The sequence below is a fragment of the Pseudarthrobacter sp. BIM B-2242 genome (assembly GCF_014764445.1).
Taxonomy (GTDB): Bacteria; Actinomycetota; Actinomycetes; order Actinomycetales; family Micrococcaceae; genus Arthrobacter; species Arthrobacter luteus_A.
The window spans coordinates 1538953-1554626 of record NZ_CP061721.1; the positions used below are offsets into that span (position 1 = coordinate 1538953).

Genomic DNA, 15674 nt, shown 5'->3' on the forward strand with positions numbered 1-15674 from the left:
AGGGGCAACAGTCACTTGACGGAAAGTCCGACGGCGGCGGTGGTCACCTTGCCGTGCGCGTTCCGGAACACTGCGCGGACCTGCACTCCGTCCTGTTCGGGATCGGCCGTGAACTCCAGCGTGGAGCGGTAGGTGCCCTCGTCCGTCCGCCGGGTGGCAGGCTGGGTGCCTGCGGGCTGCCAGGTGGTGCCGCCGTCGGACGATGTTTCCCAGACTGCAACCGGTCCGGGTGTTCCCGTGGCGGTGGCACTGAAGGTAGCTTTCTTGCCTGCCTTCACGGCCGTGGCCTTGGGCTGCTTCTGCACCGCGGGCAGTTCCACCGTCTGGTCAAAGGTCGGCCAGCCGTCCACCCAGTTGATCCTCTGCAGGCCAAGCGTGGGGAAGTAGGGAATCTCCTCATTGGAAGCGTCGTAGTAGTGGAACGCCAGGTAATCGCCAAAGACGGACTGGCCGCCGGGTCCGGTGATCGCGCCGTGCGAATCGAGGACCACCGACCCGCCGCCGCCGAACATGTCCCGGCCGTCCTTGTCCAGGTACGGGCCCTTCACCGAGGCGGAACGTCCCACCGCCACCTTGTAGGTGGAGTCACCGCCGCGGCAGCAGGAGTCGAACGAGACAAACAGGTAGTAGTAGCCGTCGTGTTCGGTGATGTACGGGGCCTCGATGGGGTTGCCGGCCATAAACCGGTCTGCAATATTCACTGTTTGGGACTGCCAGCCGGCCACGGGTTTCCCGGTAGGCCATTCGATGGGGACCAGGAAGATCCCGTACCAGAACGATCCGATCGCCATGTAGGGAGTGCCGTCGGCATCCTCGATGATTCCGGCGTCGATCGCGTTGAACGTTTTGCCGGGGTTGTTGGGATCCAGGCCCGTGGCCGGCGAGGACACCACCAAGCCTTGGTCCACCCACTCATATTCCGGATCGGTGGGATCCAGGGTGGTGTTGGTGGCCAGTGCTGTCAAAGAGTTGCTGCCGCCAAAGCGCGACGCCGAGTAATAGAGATAGTAGGTTCCGTCATGTTCGGTGATTTCCGGCGCCCAGAGATTCCCGGGGAGTTCGCCGTCGGAGAAGTGCTCATCGATCCAAGCGGGGATTTCCTCCCAGACGGTGCCCGTGTACTCCCATGTGGTTCCTTCATCATGCGATGACCACACCTGGATGGTGCCGCCGTTTTCCCGGTTCACGAGGCCGGTGGAGTACACGTACCACGTGCCGTCGTCGGCGATGATCAGGGCGGGATCGTGAATGGGAGAGGTATCACCCACAACAGATTTGCCGCCTGGAAGGTCCGCGGGCAGCGCCTTCCGGACGGCCGGGGCATTAAAAGCCGTTGCAGCGGTGCCCTCCGTCGCTGCCTGGACCGGAGTCGAAGCTGCGGCTGGAGGCAGCGCAAGAGCTGACAGGGTGAGGCCGGTGATCGCCATCAGACCTGATGCGAGCACAGCAAAAGAACGTGACTTCATTATCACGGGGTCCTTTCCGGAAGGGGTTGGGGAGGGCTGGGGAGTTAGCGAGACGCACAAACAGCCAAGCGTGTTTGCAACGTTGTAAGGAGAAATATGGCACGGGTGGCCGCGGCGGTCAAGGGAGTGGGCGGAGGTCGAAAACAAATTCTGCCGCGACCCTTGACGACATCCGACCAGTTGTGTGAAAGTTTCTTACAACGTTGCAAACGAACCGCCATGAATGCGGGTCCGCTACAGCGGACGGCGAGGCGAACCCTGCACCTGCCAATAAACTTGACCCTCAACCCAACCCGGAAGGACTGCGTGATGATGAAGTCACGTCCCATGGCCGCTACCCTGGCGCTCTTTACCGCCGCCGGCCTCATGCTTGGCGGATGTTCCGCCCCCACCGGTGGGGACACCGGCGAAAAGAAGCTGACCTTTATGTTCCGCGGCGGGGAGGACGAGAAGAAGGCCTACGAAAAAGCCGTTGCGCAGTTTGAAACAGAAAACAGCGTGGACGTGGACATCATCGTCACCACCGCCGACCAGTACGCCACCAAGCTGAAGGCCGCCATTGCCGGCAAACAGGTTCCGGACGTGTTCTACATCGGCCCCGGCGACGTCCAGGCCTATGTGCAGAACGGCATCGTCAAGGACATCACCGAATACGTGGAGGGCTCCGACACGATCAACCTGGACAACATCTGGGAATACGGCGTGGACAGCTACCGCTTCGACGGAAAGCGCGTGGGCGAAGGTGCCATTTACGCCCTGCCCAAGGACGTGGGACCGTTCTCTTTCGGCTACAACAAGACCATGCTGGAAAAGGCAGGAATCCCACTGCCGGACAAGGACAAGCCCTACACCTTCGACGAATTTGTTGCTGCAGCCAAGAAGCTCACAGCCGACACCAACGGTGACGGCACGCTGGACCAGTGGGGCACCGGCCTTAACGTCCAGTGGAACCTGCAGCCGTTCGTTTGGTCCAACGGCGCTGACTGGCTCAACGAGGACCGCACCAAGGTCACCGTGGACACCCCGGAGTTCGCCGAATCCCTCCAGTGGTTCGCCGACCTGCAGAACGTCCACGGTGTGACGCCCTCCGTGGCCGAAGCCCAGACCCTCGACACTTACCAGCGCTGGATGAAGGGCGAGATCGGCTTCTTCCCCATCGCCCCCTGGGACCTGTCCACCTACCAGAAGCTGGGCTTCGACTGGGATGTGATCCCCTACCCGGCGGGCGAATCCGGTAAGAGCGCAAGCTGGATCGGCACGCTCGGCATCGCCGTCTCCGAAAACACCAAACACCCGGAGGACGCCGTCAAACTCGTCGAATTCCTGACCGCCAACAAGGAAGCCCAGCAGAGCCTGGTTGACGCCGGGATCCAAATTCCCAACCTGAAGGACATGGCGGAGACCTGGGCCGCTGACACCACCACCAAACCGGCCAACAAGGCCGAGTTCCTGGAGATCGTCAAGGACTACGGCCGCGCCCTCCCCGGCGGCAACACCTTCAACGCCGAGTGGTACGACGAACTGTTCACCAATATCCAGCCCGTGCTGGACGGCAAGCAGACCGCCGCGGACTACCTGAAGGAAGCACAGCCCAGGATGCAGGAATTCCTGGACGCCGCCAACCAGCAGGCCGGCAACTAGCCCAACAGGCCAGGTGCCGCGGCTGTGCCGGAGTACGGCCGCGGCACCTCATCCACCCAGTCCTTCCCTATGCCGTTTCCGGCACCACCATCACGAATCAAAGAGGATCCAGCGATGACAACCATCACGCGCCCGCGACGCTCGCGGCTTCACCGGAAGGAACACCAGGCCGCGCTGCTCTTTGTTGCCATACCGGTGATCGGGTTCCTCCTCTTCACGCTTTTCCCCCTGCTGTTTTCCGTCTATGCGTCCTTCACCAACTGGAACGGCATCTCCGCGCCGGTATTCAAAGGCCTGGACAACTACACCAGGATGTTCGGCGACCGCTACTTCCTGAAGTCGCTGTGGAACACACTGTTCATGATGATCGGCATCCCCGTCGGCCTGGTCATCTCGCTCGCTCTGGCGCTGGCGATGAACCGCAAGATGCGCGGCACCACATTCTTCCGCACCGTCTACTACCTTCCCGTGATCTCTTCCATCGCCGCCGTCGCCATCCTGTGGCAGTGGGCGTTCAACGGCGATTTCGGCCTGATCAACCAGGGCCTGGGCCTGATCGGCATTGACGGCCCCAACTGGCTGCAGGACACGGCCACCGTGAAACCGGCGCTGATCATTATGGCCGTCTGGAAGGGGTTGGGGTATTCCATGCTGCTGTACCTGGCCGCGCTGCAGTCCGTGCCGCGCTACCTGTACGAGGCGGCCGCCCTGGACGGGGCCACCGCGTGGCAGCAGTTCCGCCACATCACCATCCCGATGGTCCGTCCGGTGACGTTCTTCCTCATTGTCACCAGCATCATCGGCGGTTCGCAGATCTTCGTGGAGATCAACATCATGACCCCCACAGGCGGCCCGGAGTTCGAGTCGGCGTCCATCGTCTGGTACATCTGGCAAAAAGCGTTCGACAACCTCCAGATGGGCTACGCCTCCGCAATGTCCGTGGTCCTGGGACTGCTGGTGTTCATCATTACCTTCATCCAGTTCCGGCTCAACCGCCGCAACCAGTTTTCGATCGATTGAGGCAGGCAGCCATGTCCGCACAGAACGTCATCACCACCCCTCCACTGGAACCCACCGAAGCCATCCCCGCCACTGGCGGACGGGGCCGGACGGGCGGTCCGGGCAGGGACGGCCAGCGCTCGGCAAAGTCGTCATTGAAGCTGGGCAACATCATTACCACCCTCATCCTGTCGGTGGGCGCCGTCATCATGATTGCCCCGCTGGCCTGGACCTTCTCCACGTCCCTGAAGACCAAGGACGGCGTGTTCGAACTGCCCCCACAGTGGATTCCGGACCCGTTCGTCTGGGAAAACTACGCCCGGATCTGGACCGCCGGACCGCTGATGACAGGCATCCAGAACAGCCTCATTGTGGCCTGTTCGGTGACGATCATCGGCTCGCTCACCTCGGCGCTGGCAGCCTTTGCCTTCGCCAAGATGCGGATGCCGTTCAAGAACGTCCTGTTCCTGGGGCTGCTGTCCGGCCTGATGATCCCGTTCCCCACGCTGATGATTCCGCAGTTCACCATCTTCGCCAGCATCGGCTGGGTGGACACCCTCCTGCCGCTGATCGTGCCGGGACTCTTCGGCAACATCATCATGATCTTCTTCCTGCGCCAGTTCCTGAACAGCGTCCCGGACTCCATCGTGGAAGCTGCCAGGATCGACGGCGCGTCCTACCTGCAGATCTTCTGGACCCTGATCATGCCCGCCATCCGGCCGGCCCTCGCGGCCCAGTTCATCCTCTGGTTCATGGCTGTGTGGAACGACTACCTGGCGCCCATCATCTACCTGAACTCTCCCGGCACCCAGACACTGCAGCTGGTCATCGCAAACTTCAACGCCCAGTACGCCATCCAGACCGACTACCCGCTGATCATGGCTGCCTCGTTCGTCGCGCTGCTTCCCGTGCTGATCGTCTTCATCGTCTTCCAGCGCCAGATCATCGAATCCATCGCCCTCTCCGGGTCCAAGGGCTAAACATGACAACCGCAGACATCACCAGCGCTGATCCCGGCACAGACCCGTCCACCTGGGGTGCCAGGCACGCCCATGACCCCACCGTGGTCCGCGACGATGACGGTACGTACTACATGTTTTCCACCGACTCTGTCGCCAACTCGGACATCATTCCGGCGGGGGTGCACATCCGCATGTCCAAGGACCTGGTCGAGTGGACCTATGCCGGAACGGCATTGGACGGCGTCCCGGGACCGGCAGCTGATTGGTCGGGAGCGAAGGGACTGTGGGCGCCGGAAGTGGTGCGCCGGGAGTCCGGGGACTGGCACATGTACTACTCCGCCTCCACCTTCGGCTCCAACACATCGGCCATCGGGCTTGCGGTGGCACCGTCACCGGCGGGACCGTGGCACGACCGCGGCCTCGTGGTGGCCACCCGTTCGGGGCAACATTCCCAGAACGCCATCGATGCAGCCGTGACGTTTGACGCGGACGGCGCGCCCTGGCTGACGTACGGGTCGTTCTTCTCGGGCATTTACATCCTGCCGCTGGACCGGATGTCCGGGCTGCCGCTGGTGGAGGGGGACCTCGGGGCAGTCATCGCACGCCGGCCGAAGTCCGTGGAAGGCGCGGTGGAGGGTGCGTTTATCCTCCGCCGGCCCGAGGACGGACGGTACGTCCTCTTCGCCTCCTACGATTCGCTTTTCAGCACGTACAACGTGCGGGTGGCCGTGGCGGACGAAATCACCGGCCCGTACCGGGACTTCCGCGGGCTGGCGATGACGAATCTGGACGCAACGCCTGCGTCGGTAGGCATCAAGGTGCTGGGCAGCTACCAGTTCGACGGCGGCACCGGCTGGCTTGCGCCGGGTCACAACTCGGTCCTCACGCAGGACGGGCCGGACGGAAAAGCCGAACACTTCATGGTCCACCACGTCCGGTTCGCCACCGATCCCACCGAGCATGAGGTGCAGCTCCGGCGCCTGTTTTTCGCCGCCGCCGGCTGGCCCGTGGTTTCGCCGCAGCCGTTTGCCGGCCGGGAGTCCGAGGCGTTGCCGTCGCCGGAGCCCGTGTCCGGAACATGGCAGGTGCTGCGGTTCGATCCGGCGTCCACGGCACTGGTCCCGGCCGCGGCAGCAGAGCTCGCGGCCGAGGTTCCCTTGATGTCCGACGGGACGCCGGTGCATGCCCGGTTGCGCTTCGCCGGCCCGCAGGACGGGGCGGCTGGAGAAGCCGTTGAGCTGGACGCCGTCGTCTTTGGTTCGTGGGACTGGGTCCGCAGCCGCCCTGCCTTGTCGTTCAGTGGAATCGACCAGCACGGGGTGGCCTGGAGCGGAACGAAGGGAGGGATCCTGTGAACGACGATCCGCTGGGCTGGGCAGGGCGTGTGATGCAATGGCTTGGTTTCGCCTCCCGGCTGGTGCTGGTCAACGTGTTGTTTGTGGCCGGCACCCTGGCCGGACTGGTGCTGTTTGGCCTGTTCCCGGCTGCAGTGGCCGCCACCACCATCCTGGCGCGCCTGCGGCTTGGCGGTGCCGGCGATAACAGCGCCGGCGACCACGTGGTCCGGGACTTCATCAGGGTTTACCGCTCCCGGTTCCGGCACGCAAACCGCGTGGGCGGCATCTTCTGGCTGGCCGGCGTCGTGCTTTTCCTGAACGTCCTGACCGTGCTGGTTCCATCGGGGGCAGATCTGTCCTCACCGGTCCCCGCCGTGCTGCTGGTGCTGGCGGCGGTTGCCGGCCTCGGAACCCTGGCCGCGGCCGCGGTCGCCGTGTCCCTGTGCAGCCGCTACCGCGACTCCGTCACCAGTGTGTGGAGAACGGCGTTTGTGCTGCCCCTGGTGTCACCCCTGATGAGTCTGTCCGTGCTGGCCACCCTGGCGGCCGCCGTCGTCACCTTTTCCGCCATGCCGGTTCTAGTGCCGCTGGTGGGCGCGTCTCTGCCGCTGCTGCTGTCCGGTTGGATGGTGGACCGCCGGCTGGCTGGCCTCGAAGCATCGCAGGCAGGTGGCGCCACTGCGCCAAAACAAACCGGGACTGTACGGCACACCGAGCCGGCCGCCGCCTAAGAAGCCCCTATTTTTCTGACCCAATGTACAACCGCCCAACTTACAACGTTATAAAGAACAGGAAAGAACCGTGACCATCACCTCCGCTGCTGCTGAACAGACCGACTTGGCTGTTGTGGCACCCGCCGTCATCACCATCGACCGCTCCGCCGTTGTTGCCCCGGTCAGCCGCCGCATCTTCGGCTCCTTCGTGGAACACCTGGGCCGCTGTGTCTACGACGGCATCTACGAACCGGGCCACCCCACCGCCAACGAGGACGGCTTCCGGCTGGACGTCATCGAACTCGTCAAGGAGCTCGGCTCCAGCACCATCCGCTACCCCGGGGGCAACTTCGTCTCCGGCTACCGCTGGGAAGACGGCGTGGGACCGCGCGAGCAGCGTCCCGTCCGCCGCGACCTCGCCTGGCACTCGCTCGAATCCAACCAGGTGGGCCTGGAGGAATTCGCGCGGTGGTGCAAGCTCACCGGCTCCGAGCTGATGATGGCGGTCAACCTGGGCACCCGCGGCATCGAAGCGGCCCTCGACCTGCTCGAATACGCCAACCACCCCTCCGGCACCGCACTCAGCGAGCAGCGGATCGCCAACGGCGCCAAGGACCCGTACAACATCCGCATGTGGTGCCTGGGCAATGAGATGGACGGCCCGTGGCAGATCGGCCACATGTCCGCGGAGGACTACGGCAAGATTGCGGCCCGCACCGCCTCGGCCATGAAAACGGCGGACAAGGACCTGGAACTGGTGGTGTGCGGGTCGTCCGGGTCCTCCATGCCCACGTTCGGCGAGTGGGAGCGCGTGGTCCTGGAGCAGAGCTACGACTATGTGGACTACATCTCCTGCCACGCCTACTACCAGGAACGCAACGGCGACCTCGGTTCCTACCTCGCGTCCTCACTGGACATGCAGTACTTCATTGAAACGGTGGTGGCCACCGCGGACCACGTCAAGCACAAGCTGAAGAGCAAAAAGACAATCCAGCTCTCCTTCGACGAATGGAACATCTGGTACCTGGACGAGCACCAGGCCTCTGATGAGGTCAACGAGGAATGGACCCACGCCCCGCGCCAGCTGGAGGACACCTACTCCGTCGCCGATGCGGTGGTGTTCGGCAACCTGCTGATCACCCTCCTGAAGAACCATGACCGTGTCGCCGCAGCCTCCCTCGCCCAGCTGGTCAACGTCATCGCCCCCATCATGACCGAACCGGGCGGCGACACCTGGCGCCAGACCACGTTCTTCCCCTTCTCTGTCACCTCACGCCTTGCAAAGGGCGAGGTGCTGCGCCCGCGCATCGAGGCAGGGACCTATACGACGGCGGTGTACGGCGAAGCGCCGCTGGTGGATGCTGTAGCAACAGCGGACGCCGCCACCGGCGAGTCCGCCCTGTTCCTCGTGAACCGCAGCCAGACCGAGGCCATTGACGTGACCATCAACGTCTCGGACCTCAAAGCCACGTCCATCACTGAAGCCGTGACCCTGCACGATGCGGACGTATACGCCAAGAACACCCTTCAGGACCAGGACCGGGTGGGCCTGAAGCAGCTCGACGGCGCCGTCCTCGACGAGGGTACGCTCACGGTGACGCTGCCACCGGTGTCCTGGTCCGCCGTCGCGCTTGGCTGATGCGGCCGAAAAGTTCCGCTGCCGGCCGCCGCAGGAATATACGTTCCCCGCGGCGTCCGGCAGCGGTGCTGGCCGCCGTTGTTGTCCTTGTCCTGGCCGGCTGCGCTGACGCGCCCGGTACAGCGCCGGAGGAAAAACCTGCCGGACTAACGGGGGACTTCTTCACGCACGATCCCGCGCTGGTCAAAGGGGAGTCCGGCGGGCCTTGGTTCATCTACTCCACGGGCAACGGGCAGGTGGGGGACGGCAACATCCAGGTCCGGCGCTCCGATGACGGCGTGGACTGGGCGTACGCCGGGGAAGTCTGGCAGGAAAAGCCGGCCTGGCTGGACGCGGCGGTCCCCGGCCTGGACAACCTGTGGGCGCCGGAGCTCTATGAACATGACGGCACCTGGTACCTGTACTACTCGGCGTCGACGTTCGGCAAAAACCTGTCGGTGATCGCGCTGGCCACCAACTCCACGCTGGACCCGGAGGATCCCGCCTACGAGTGGGTGGACCGCGGCCAGGTGATTTCGTCCAAGGGGGAGCGGTTCAACGCCATCGACCCGGGTCTTGCTGAGGATGAAAACGGGACGCCCTGGCTATCCTTTGGTTCCTTCTGGACCGGCCTTCAGCTGGTGAAGCTCGAATGGCCCACCGGATTGCGCGCCGGTACGGAAGATCCCGTGACCATCGCCGACCGCAATGCCCCGCCGAACGCCATCGAAGCTCCTTACATCCTGCCCCGCGACGGCAAGTACTACCTCTTCTTCTCCCGGGACTTCTGCTGCCAGGGCATGGAGAGTACTTACAACATCGCCGTGGGCAGGTCGGACACCATCACTGGCCCATACGTTGACGCCGAGGGCAAGGAACTGCTCGACGGCGGCGGCACGCCCGTGTTGGGTACAGATGGAGGCCGTGTGGGGCCGGGCGGGCAGTCTGTCTCCGGGAACACGATGGCGTTCCACTACTACGCCGGGGACCTGGACGGTGCGTTCCGGCTTGGCCTGGCGGACCTTGGGTGGAAGGACGGCTGGCCGGTGGCGCAGTGGGAGTAGCTAACCCACCGTCGATTCGCGCGCCACAACCTGGAACGCCGTCTCGATCTCACGGGGCGGCGTTCCGTTCGGGTCCTTGATGCGTTCCATCAGCATCCGGATGGCGGTCTCCGCGATTTCGGTGCGCCCGGGATCCACGGTGCTCAGGGTGGGCAGGGTGTAGCGGGTTTCGTCGAGATCATCGAAGCCGATCACCGCGACATCGTCCGGCACGCGGAACCCCGCCTCCTGCAGGACGCGGACCGCGCCCTGGGCCAGGGTGTCGTTGAGGCCGAAGACGGCGTCAAAGGACACTCCGCGGTCCAGCAGGTCGTGCATGGCGGCCGCGCCGTTGGACCGGTGCCAGTCCACCACGTAGGCGACGATGGCGTCGTCGTAGGGAATGCCCCGGCTCTCCAGCGCTTCCCGGTACCCGCGCAGCCGGAGGCCGGCTGAGCCGATGACTTCTCCTTCGTGGGCGCCCACCACGGCGATCCGCTTCCTTCCAAGGTCCAGCAGGTGTTCGGTAGCTGCCCGGGCGGCGGTGACGTTTTGCATCGTGACATGGTCGGAGGAGCTGCCGAAGATGCGCTCGCCGAGCAGGACGATCGGCACGTCGGCCTTGATCAGGGCCGCGTCCTCCTGGCCCAGGGCGAGGGGGCTGAAGATCAGGCCATCGGACATCTTGAGCCGGGGGCTGGCCATGACGTCAAGCTCCCGCTTCCGGTCCGCTCCGGTCTGTTCAATCAGCACCACGAGTCCGTGTTTCGCGGCGGCTTCGATGACGGCGTCGGCCAGCTCAGCGAAGTAGGGCAGGCTCAGCTGGGGGAGTGCCAGGGTGATGGCGCCGGTGTGCCCGGAGCGCAGGCTGCGGGCGGTCAGGTTGGGCCGGTAGCCGAGCTCCTCAATCGCCTTTTCAACCTTGGCCCGTGTTGTGTCCCGGACGTGCGGATGGTTGTTGATCACGTTGGACACGGTTTTGAAGGACACACCCGCCACGCGTGCCACGTCGTGAAGTGTTGTTGCCATTCCGCGTCCCTCTGCTGAATTTCGCAGGCCGGGCGGCCTGCTAAGAGCTACTTTACAACGTTGCATCGCCCCGCAGGACCTGAACGGACAGCAGGTCGCCGGTGACTGTGCCGGACAGGGCATGGACCGAGAACGTGAACGTTCCCGGGGCCCCGGCTGCAAGCATGAAGTTCTGGATCTCCACAGTACCGTCCAGGGAAGTGTTTTCCGGTTCGCCCAACGGCACGCCGTTCAGGCGCAGGTCCTCGCCGCGTCCCTGCCTGGCTGCGGCGCGGAACCGGACACGCAGCACAGCTGGTGCGTCACCAGTGCCGGCCAGGATGTAGGAGAACCATCCGGTGGCACTGCGCCAGTGAACCCCGCCGCTGCCGCCGGCCCGCGTGGATTCGCCGGCAAAATGGTGGTCGGCTTCCGGTTGCTGCTCTCCGGCGGTGACGCAGTCGATGACATCCGCAGCATATCCAGCTCTGGCATCCAGGCTCGCCAGCTCCGCGGTGCGTTCCCCGTCCGACGGTCCCGTGGGCCAGTAGACGGTGTACCGCTCGTCGTGGATGCCGGCAAAAGGTTCCAGCCGGACACTGACCTGATCGCCGTTCAGGCATGCGGTCAGCTCGGCGGTGAGCGTCCTCCGGTCAAGGAGTACGACGGCGTCCGCGGGCTTGGGTGCCGTGACCACCGGAGTGTTGGCGAGGGGAACTTTAGTTCCGGATGCGACGTGGCCCATGCGTTCATCCGGTGCTTCGAAGCCGGGCACACCGTTTGCGCCTTGACGGGCAGCGAGGACCACCGGTCCGTAGGTGAAGGAGACCCACGGTGAGCCGTCGGGCAGGGCCTCGGCCCTGACCTCGGCGCCGAGCCGGATGGTGACCTTCGTGGTCCCTGTCCAGGTCCGGTGGATGGCGAGGTCCCGGTTTCCGGGGAGGGCGTCCAGGCGTTGCCCGCCGGCGTCGGCCTCAATGCGCGTTGCCCAGCCCGGGCGTCGGAGGCGGAGTGTGAACTCGGCGGGCTCATCAGCGGTGATGTGCACGGTGGCGGTGTCGGAGCGGGGAAAATCGGTGTCGAGCCTGATGCGGACGCCGTGGTCCGCCCAGTCCAGCTCGGACGGTATGTACAGGTTCACCGCGAGGCCGTCCGCGCCGTGGCTGTAGATGAGTTCACCGTAGCGGGAATGGTTTTCCAGGCCTGACCCGACACAGCACCACATGGATTCCTGCGCCTTGGAATAGACGCGGTAGTGGGCTGGCCGCATGGGTGTGAAGTAGGCGAAGCCGCCTGTGTCCGGATGTTGCGAGGAGAGGATGTGGTTATACGTGGCGCGCTCGTAGAAGTCGATGGCCGAGGGGTCACCGGTGCGTTCAAAGCGGAGTTTGGCGAGTTTGAGCATGTTGTACGTGTTGCAGGTTTCCGGGCCCTGCTCGTCCTGGACCATGGGTGCGAAGTCGTCTGCGGGGTGGAAGTGTTCGCGGACGCTGTTGCCTCCGATAGAGACGGTGCGGCGGGCGAGCACCGTGTCCCAGAAGAAGTCTGCTGCCCGCGCGGCCTCGGCGTCGCCGGCGGCTGCTGCGAGCCTGGCGTAGCCCACCACCTTGGGGATCTGGGTGTTGGCGTGCAGCCCGTCCAGCTCGTCGCGGCCCGATGCGAGGGGGTCCAGCACGGCGCGGTGGGCGAACCTACGGGCTTCGCGGAGGTAGTCGTCCCGGCCGGTGATGTCCGCCAGGGAGGCGAAGGTGTCGTTCAGGCCGCCGAACTCGGTGCGCAGCATGTCCTCGAAGGACTCGTCGTCCAAGGTCGTGGAAATTTTCAGCCACCAGTCGGCCAATGCGGTGAGCATAACGAGCGCGTGCGTGGAGCCGGCGTAGGTGTGGGCATCGAGCAGGCCGGCGAAGGTTTTGTGCAGGTTGTAGAGCGGGACCCAGCGGCCGTTGAGGGTGAACAGGTCCGCATCAACTTTCCCGGCAGCAAGTTCCTCGCCGAGCCCGCGGCCGCACGGGACTCCGCCCACGTACCCGTCGCCGGCAGCGGCCTGGCACTCGGCGAGGACAGCGAGGACGTCGTCCAGCTTTTCCCGGATCCGGGGATCGCCGGTGGCCGCCCAAAGCTGGGCGCAGGCGGACAGGTAATGGCCACCGATGTGCCCGTCCAGGCCGTCGGCTTCCCAGCCACCGTAGCCGGGTGCCGCCGTCGGGAGTCCCGCTTCCCGGCGGAACGGCGCGAGGAGCCGATCGGTGTCGAGGCTGAGGAGGTAGCGAAGATCGACGTCCTGGGCGTGCTTGAACCCGCTGTCCAGCAAGCGGACGCTGGACAGCGGGAACGACGACGTGTGGTGGCTCATGGTGGCCCCTTCAGGAAGGTGCGGGTGGAGGAAAGCCGGAGCGGCGATGTGAACTCTGCGCACCAGAACAGTGCGCCCGGTCAGGAGGCGAAAATGCTCCACGACGCTGTGTGCGTGGCGCCCGCTTCGAGTCTGACCAGGTCCTGGCCGCTGTTGAAGGCATCCGGCGGACAGGTCATCGGTTCCACAGCGAGTCCAAGCCGGTTGGCTGCCGGCGGGCGCTTGTCTGCAGTGTGGATCTGCAGCCAGGGGCAGCTTTTGTCCCATGACATGCCAACGCCTGTTCCGCCCGGGTCGCGGATAAGGAGCCGGGCACGCCCCAAGGTGTCGAAGGAGATGCCGGTGAAGGCGTGGTCTATTTCCGTGGTTCCGATCCTGCGCGCTGCCCGGAAGTCGAACGCATGGTTGTCCACGGTGCGCAGGCCTACGGGCAGCAGCCTGTCCGGGGTCACGTCCAGGACGTGGCTGGCCGGGAACTCAAGCGTCCACTGGTCCAGCGGGGCTGGTCCTGCGAGGAGGTAGGGGTGGGGGCAGACGCCGTAGGGCGCGGTGCCCGCTCCGGTGTTGGTCGCGGTGACACGAGTGTGCAGGCCGTCTTCCTTGAGGTGGTAGCTGGCCGAGAGGTGGAGCCGGAACGGATACCCGGGTGCCGGTTCCAGGGAGCAGGAGAGGGCCACAAACGAGCTGTTTTGTTCTTTCACCTCCCAGTCCCGGGGAAATACTGTGCCGTGGAGGGCGCAACCGCGTTCGGTCTCGTTCACGGACAGCTGGTGTTCCACGCCTTCGAACATGTACTTGCCGTCGGCGATGCGGTTGGGCCACGGCGCTGCGATGATGCCGCGGTAATCCGGGATGGGTCCGCCTTCGGGGAAAGGAACGATCAGGTCCCTTTCCCCGTGCCGCAGCTGGCGGAGTGCCGCTCCGCGTGCCGTGACGACGGCAGAGTACAGCCCGGACCTGAGCGTGTACTCGTTCACAGCCCGCCGGCGAGCTTGTAGTAGGCGGCGTTCCAGTTCAGGTCCTTCTTGAACTGGCGGATGGTGGTGTCCCCGTCGATGGTCAGCAGCTCGGTCCTGGCAATCTCTGCGAAGTCCTCGAAGACGTCCATGCCGACGGCGGTGCTGAGCACGGTGTGGTGCGCAGCTCCGGCGGTGAGCCAGGCCGCGGCGCTCGTGGCGAAGTCCGGCTTCGGCTGCCACAGGGCGCGGGCCACGGGAAGGTTGGGCAGGGGCTGGTCCAGCGGCACCACGTCCACAGCGTTGGCCACCAGGCGGAAGCGGTCCCGCATGTCCGAAAGGGCCACGACGACGCCCGCGGAGGCATCGGCGTCGAACACCAGGCGGACGGGGTCTTCCCGGCCGCCGATGCCCAGCGGGTGGACTTCCAGGCTCGGCTTGCCGGCCGTCAGGGACGGGCAGACCTCCAGCATGTGTGCGCCCAGGATCTTCTCCGAGCCGGGCTCAAGGTGGTAGGTGTAGTCCTCCATGAGGGAGGCGCCGCCGGGGAGGCCTGCTCCCATGACCTTGGCGGCGCGGACCAGGATGGCGGTCTTCCAGTCGCCCTCGGCACCGAAGCCGTAGCCGTCGGCCATCAGCCGCTGCACGGCCAGGCCGGGGAGCTGGCGGAGGGCACCGAGGTCCTCGAAGGACGTGGTGAACGCAGCGGAGCCGTTCGATTCCAGGAAGCTGCGCAGGCCCAGTTCGATGCGGGCGCCGTAGCGGAGGGAGTCGTGGCGGGCCGCGCCTGCGCGGAGTTCCGGAACCACGTCATAAAGGTCCTCGTATTCCGCCACCAAGGTGTCGACGTCGGCCTCGGCGGCACCGTGCACAGCCTCCGCGAGCTCGTTGACTGACCAGGTGTTGACGGAGACACCGAAGCGGAGCTCGGCTTCGGTCTTGTCGCCTTCGGTGACTGCGACGTTGCGCATGTTGTCGCCGAAGCGGGTCAGCTTCAGGGTGCGGACGGCGGCCCAGCCGGCGGCGGCGCGCTGCCAGACGCCCACCTGGCGGGCCACCTCCGGGTTGGAGACGTGGCCCACCACCGTCTTGCGGGCGATGCCCAGGCGGGACTGGATGTAGCCGAACTCGCGGTCGCCGTGGGCGGCCTGGTTGAGGTTCATGAAGTCAAAGTCGATGTCTGCCCAGGGCAGGTCGCGGTTGGCCTGGGTGTGCAGGTGCAGGAGCGGCTTGCGCAGCACGTCCAGCCCGTTGATCCACATCTTGGCGGGGGAGAAGGTGTGCATCCAGGCGGTGACGCCGATGACCGAATCGTCCGAGTTGGCTGCCAGCGCGGTGCGGCGGATGGCGTCAGAGTCGGTCAGGACCGGCTTCCAGACAATTTTGACCGGGACGGCGGAGGAGGCGTTGAGCTGGTTGGCGATCTCCTGCGACTGGGCGGCCACCTGCTTGAGGACGTCCTCGCCGTAGAGGTGCTGGCTGCCGGTGAGGAACCAGACCTCGTAGCCGTCAAGGGAAGTGTTTGCTGCGGTGCTCATGTGGGTTCTCCTGCAAAAGTAGGTTCGGGTGTGCCGACGG

General features: G+C 65.1%; 12 protein-coding genes. 7 read left to right on the top strand and 5 right to left on the bottom strand.

Features of this window, described 5'->3' with window-relative positions; translation table 11 throughout:
* Positions 1-11 precede the first annotated feature (11 nt).
* Positions 12-1466: a glycoside hydrolase family 43 protein gene (locus IDT60_RS07080; protein ID WP_191081387.1), complete on the bottom strand. Its 1455-nt coding sequence runs from the start codon at positions 1464-1466 to the stop codon at positions 12-14.
* 309 nt (positions 1467-1775) lie between these two features.
* Between IDT60_RS07080 and IDT60_RS07085 the strand changes: the two genes are divergently transcribed.
* The 7 genes from IDT60_RS07085 (at position 1776) to IDT60_RS07115 (ending at position 9800) form a co-directional block, all read left to right on the top strand.
* A complete protein-coding gene (locus IDT60_RS07085) occupies positions 1776-3107 on the top strand; it encodes a sugar ABC transporter substrate-binding protein (RefSeq protein WP_191081388.1) in 1332 nt (443 codons plus the stop codon).
* A 114-nt stretch (positions 3108-3221) separates the two neighbouring features.
* A complete protein-coding gene (locus tag IDT60_RS07090; protein ID WP_164200985.1) occupies positions 3222-4127 on the top strand; it encodes a carbohydrate ABC transporter permease in 906 nt (301 codons plus the stop codon).
* Positions 4128-4138: 11 nt separating this feature from the next.
* Complete coding sequence (locus tag IDT60_RS07095) at positions 4139-5086, top strand: carbohydrate ABC transporter permease (protein WP_164200983.1); 948 nt, start codon at positions 4139-4141, stop codon at positions 5084-5086.
* 2 nt (positions 5087-5088) lie between these two features.
* Entirely contained in the window at positions 5089-6423 is a 1335-nt protein-coding gene (locus IDT60_RS07100; RefSeq protein WP_223883917.1) for an arabinan endo-1,5-alpha-L-arabinosidase, read from the top strand.
* Entirely contained in the window at positions 6420-7136 is a 717-nt protein-coding gene (locus IDT60_RS07105; protein WP_191081389.1) for a YesL family protein, read from the top strand. The genes IDT60_RS07100 and IDT60_RS07105 overlap by 4 nt, the downstream gene beginning before the upstream one ends.
* A 70-nt stretch (positions 7137-7206) precedes the next feature.
* Complete coding sequence (locus IDT60_RS07110; RefSeq protein WP_370590729.1) at positions 7207-8757, top strand: alpha-N-arabinofuranosidase; 1551 nt, start codon at positions 7207-7209, stop codon at positions 8755-8757.
* Complete coding sequence (locus tag IDT60_RS07115) at positions 8757-9800, top strand: arabinan endo-1,5-alpha-L-arabinosidase (RefSeq protein WP_191081390.1); 1044 nt, start codon at positions 8757-8759, stop codon at positions 9798-9800. The genes IDT60_RS07110 and IDT60_RS07115 overlap by 1 nt, the downstream gene beginning before the upstream one ends.
* On the opposite strand, the gene IDT60_RS07120 is transcribed toward IDT60_RS07115, so the two are convergent.
* The 4 genes from IDT60_RS07120 to araA all read right to left on the bottom strand — a co-directional run bounded on the left by IDT60_RS07120 (position 9801) and on the right by araA (position 15634).
* Positions 9801-10808, bottom strand: a complete 1008-nt coding sequence (locus IDT60_RS07120; protein WP_191081391.1) for a LacI family DNA-binding transcriptional regulator — start codon at positions 10806-10808, stop codon at positions 9801-9803. It lies immediately after the preceding gene.
* A gap of 52 nt (positions 10809-10860) precedes the next feature.
* Positions 10861-13140, bottom strand: a complete 2280-nt coding sequence (locus IDT60_RS07125) for a glycoside hydrolase family 127 protein (RefSeq protein ID WP_191081392.1) — start codon at positions 13138-13140, stop codon at positions 10861-10863.
* 80 nt (positions 13141-13220) lie between these two features.
* Positions 13221-14117, bottom strand: coding sequence for an aldose 1-epimerase family protein (locus tag IDT60_RS07130; protein ID WP_191081393.1), 897 nt, complete (start codon positions 14115-14117; stop codon positions 13221-13223).
* A complete protein-coding gene (gene araA, locus IDT60_RS07135; protein WP_191081394.1) occupies positions 14114-15634 on the bottom strand; it encodes an L-arabinose isomerase in 1521 nt (506 codons plus the stop codon). The genes IDT60_RS07130 and araA overlap by 4 nt, the downstream gene beginning before the upstream one ends.
* Positions 15635-15674 lie beyond the last annotated feature (40 nt).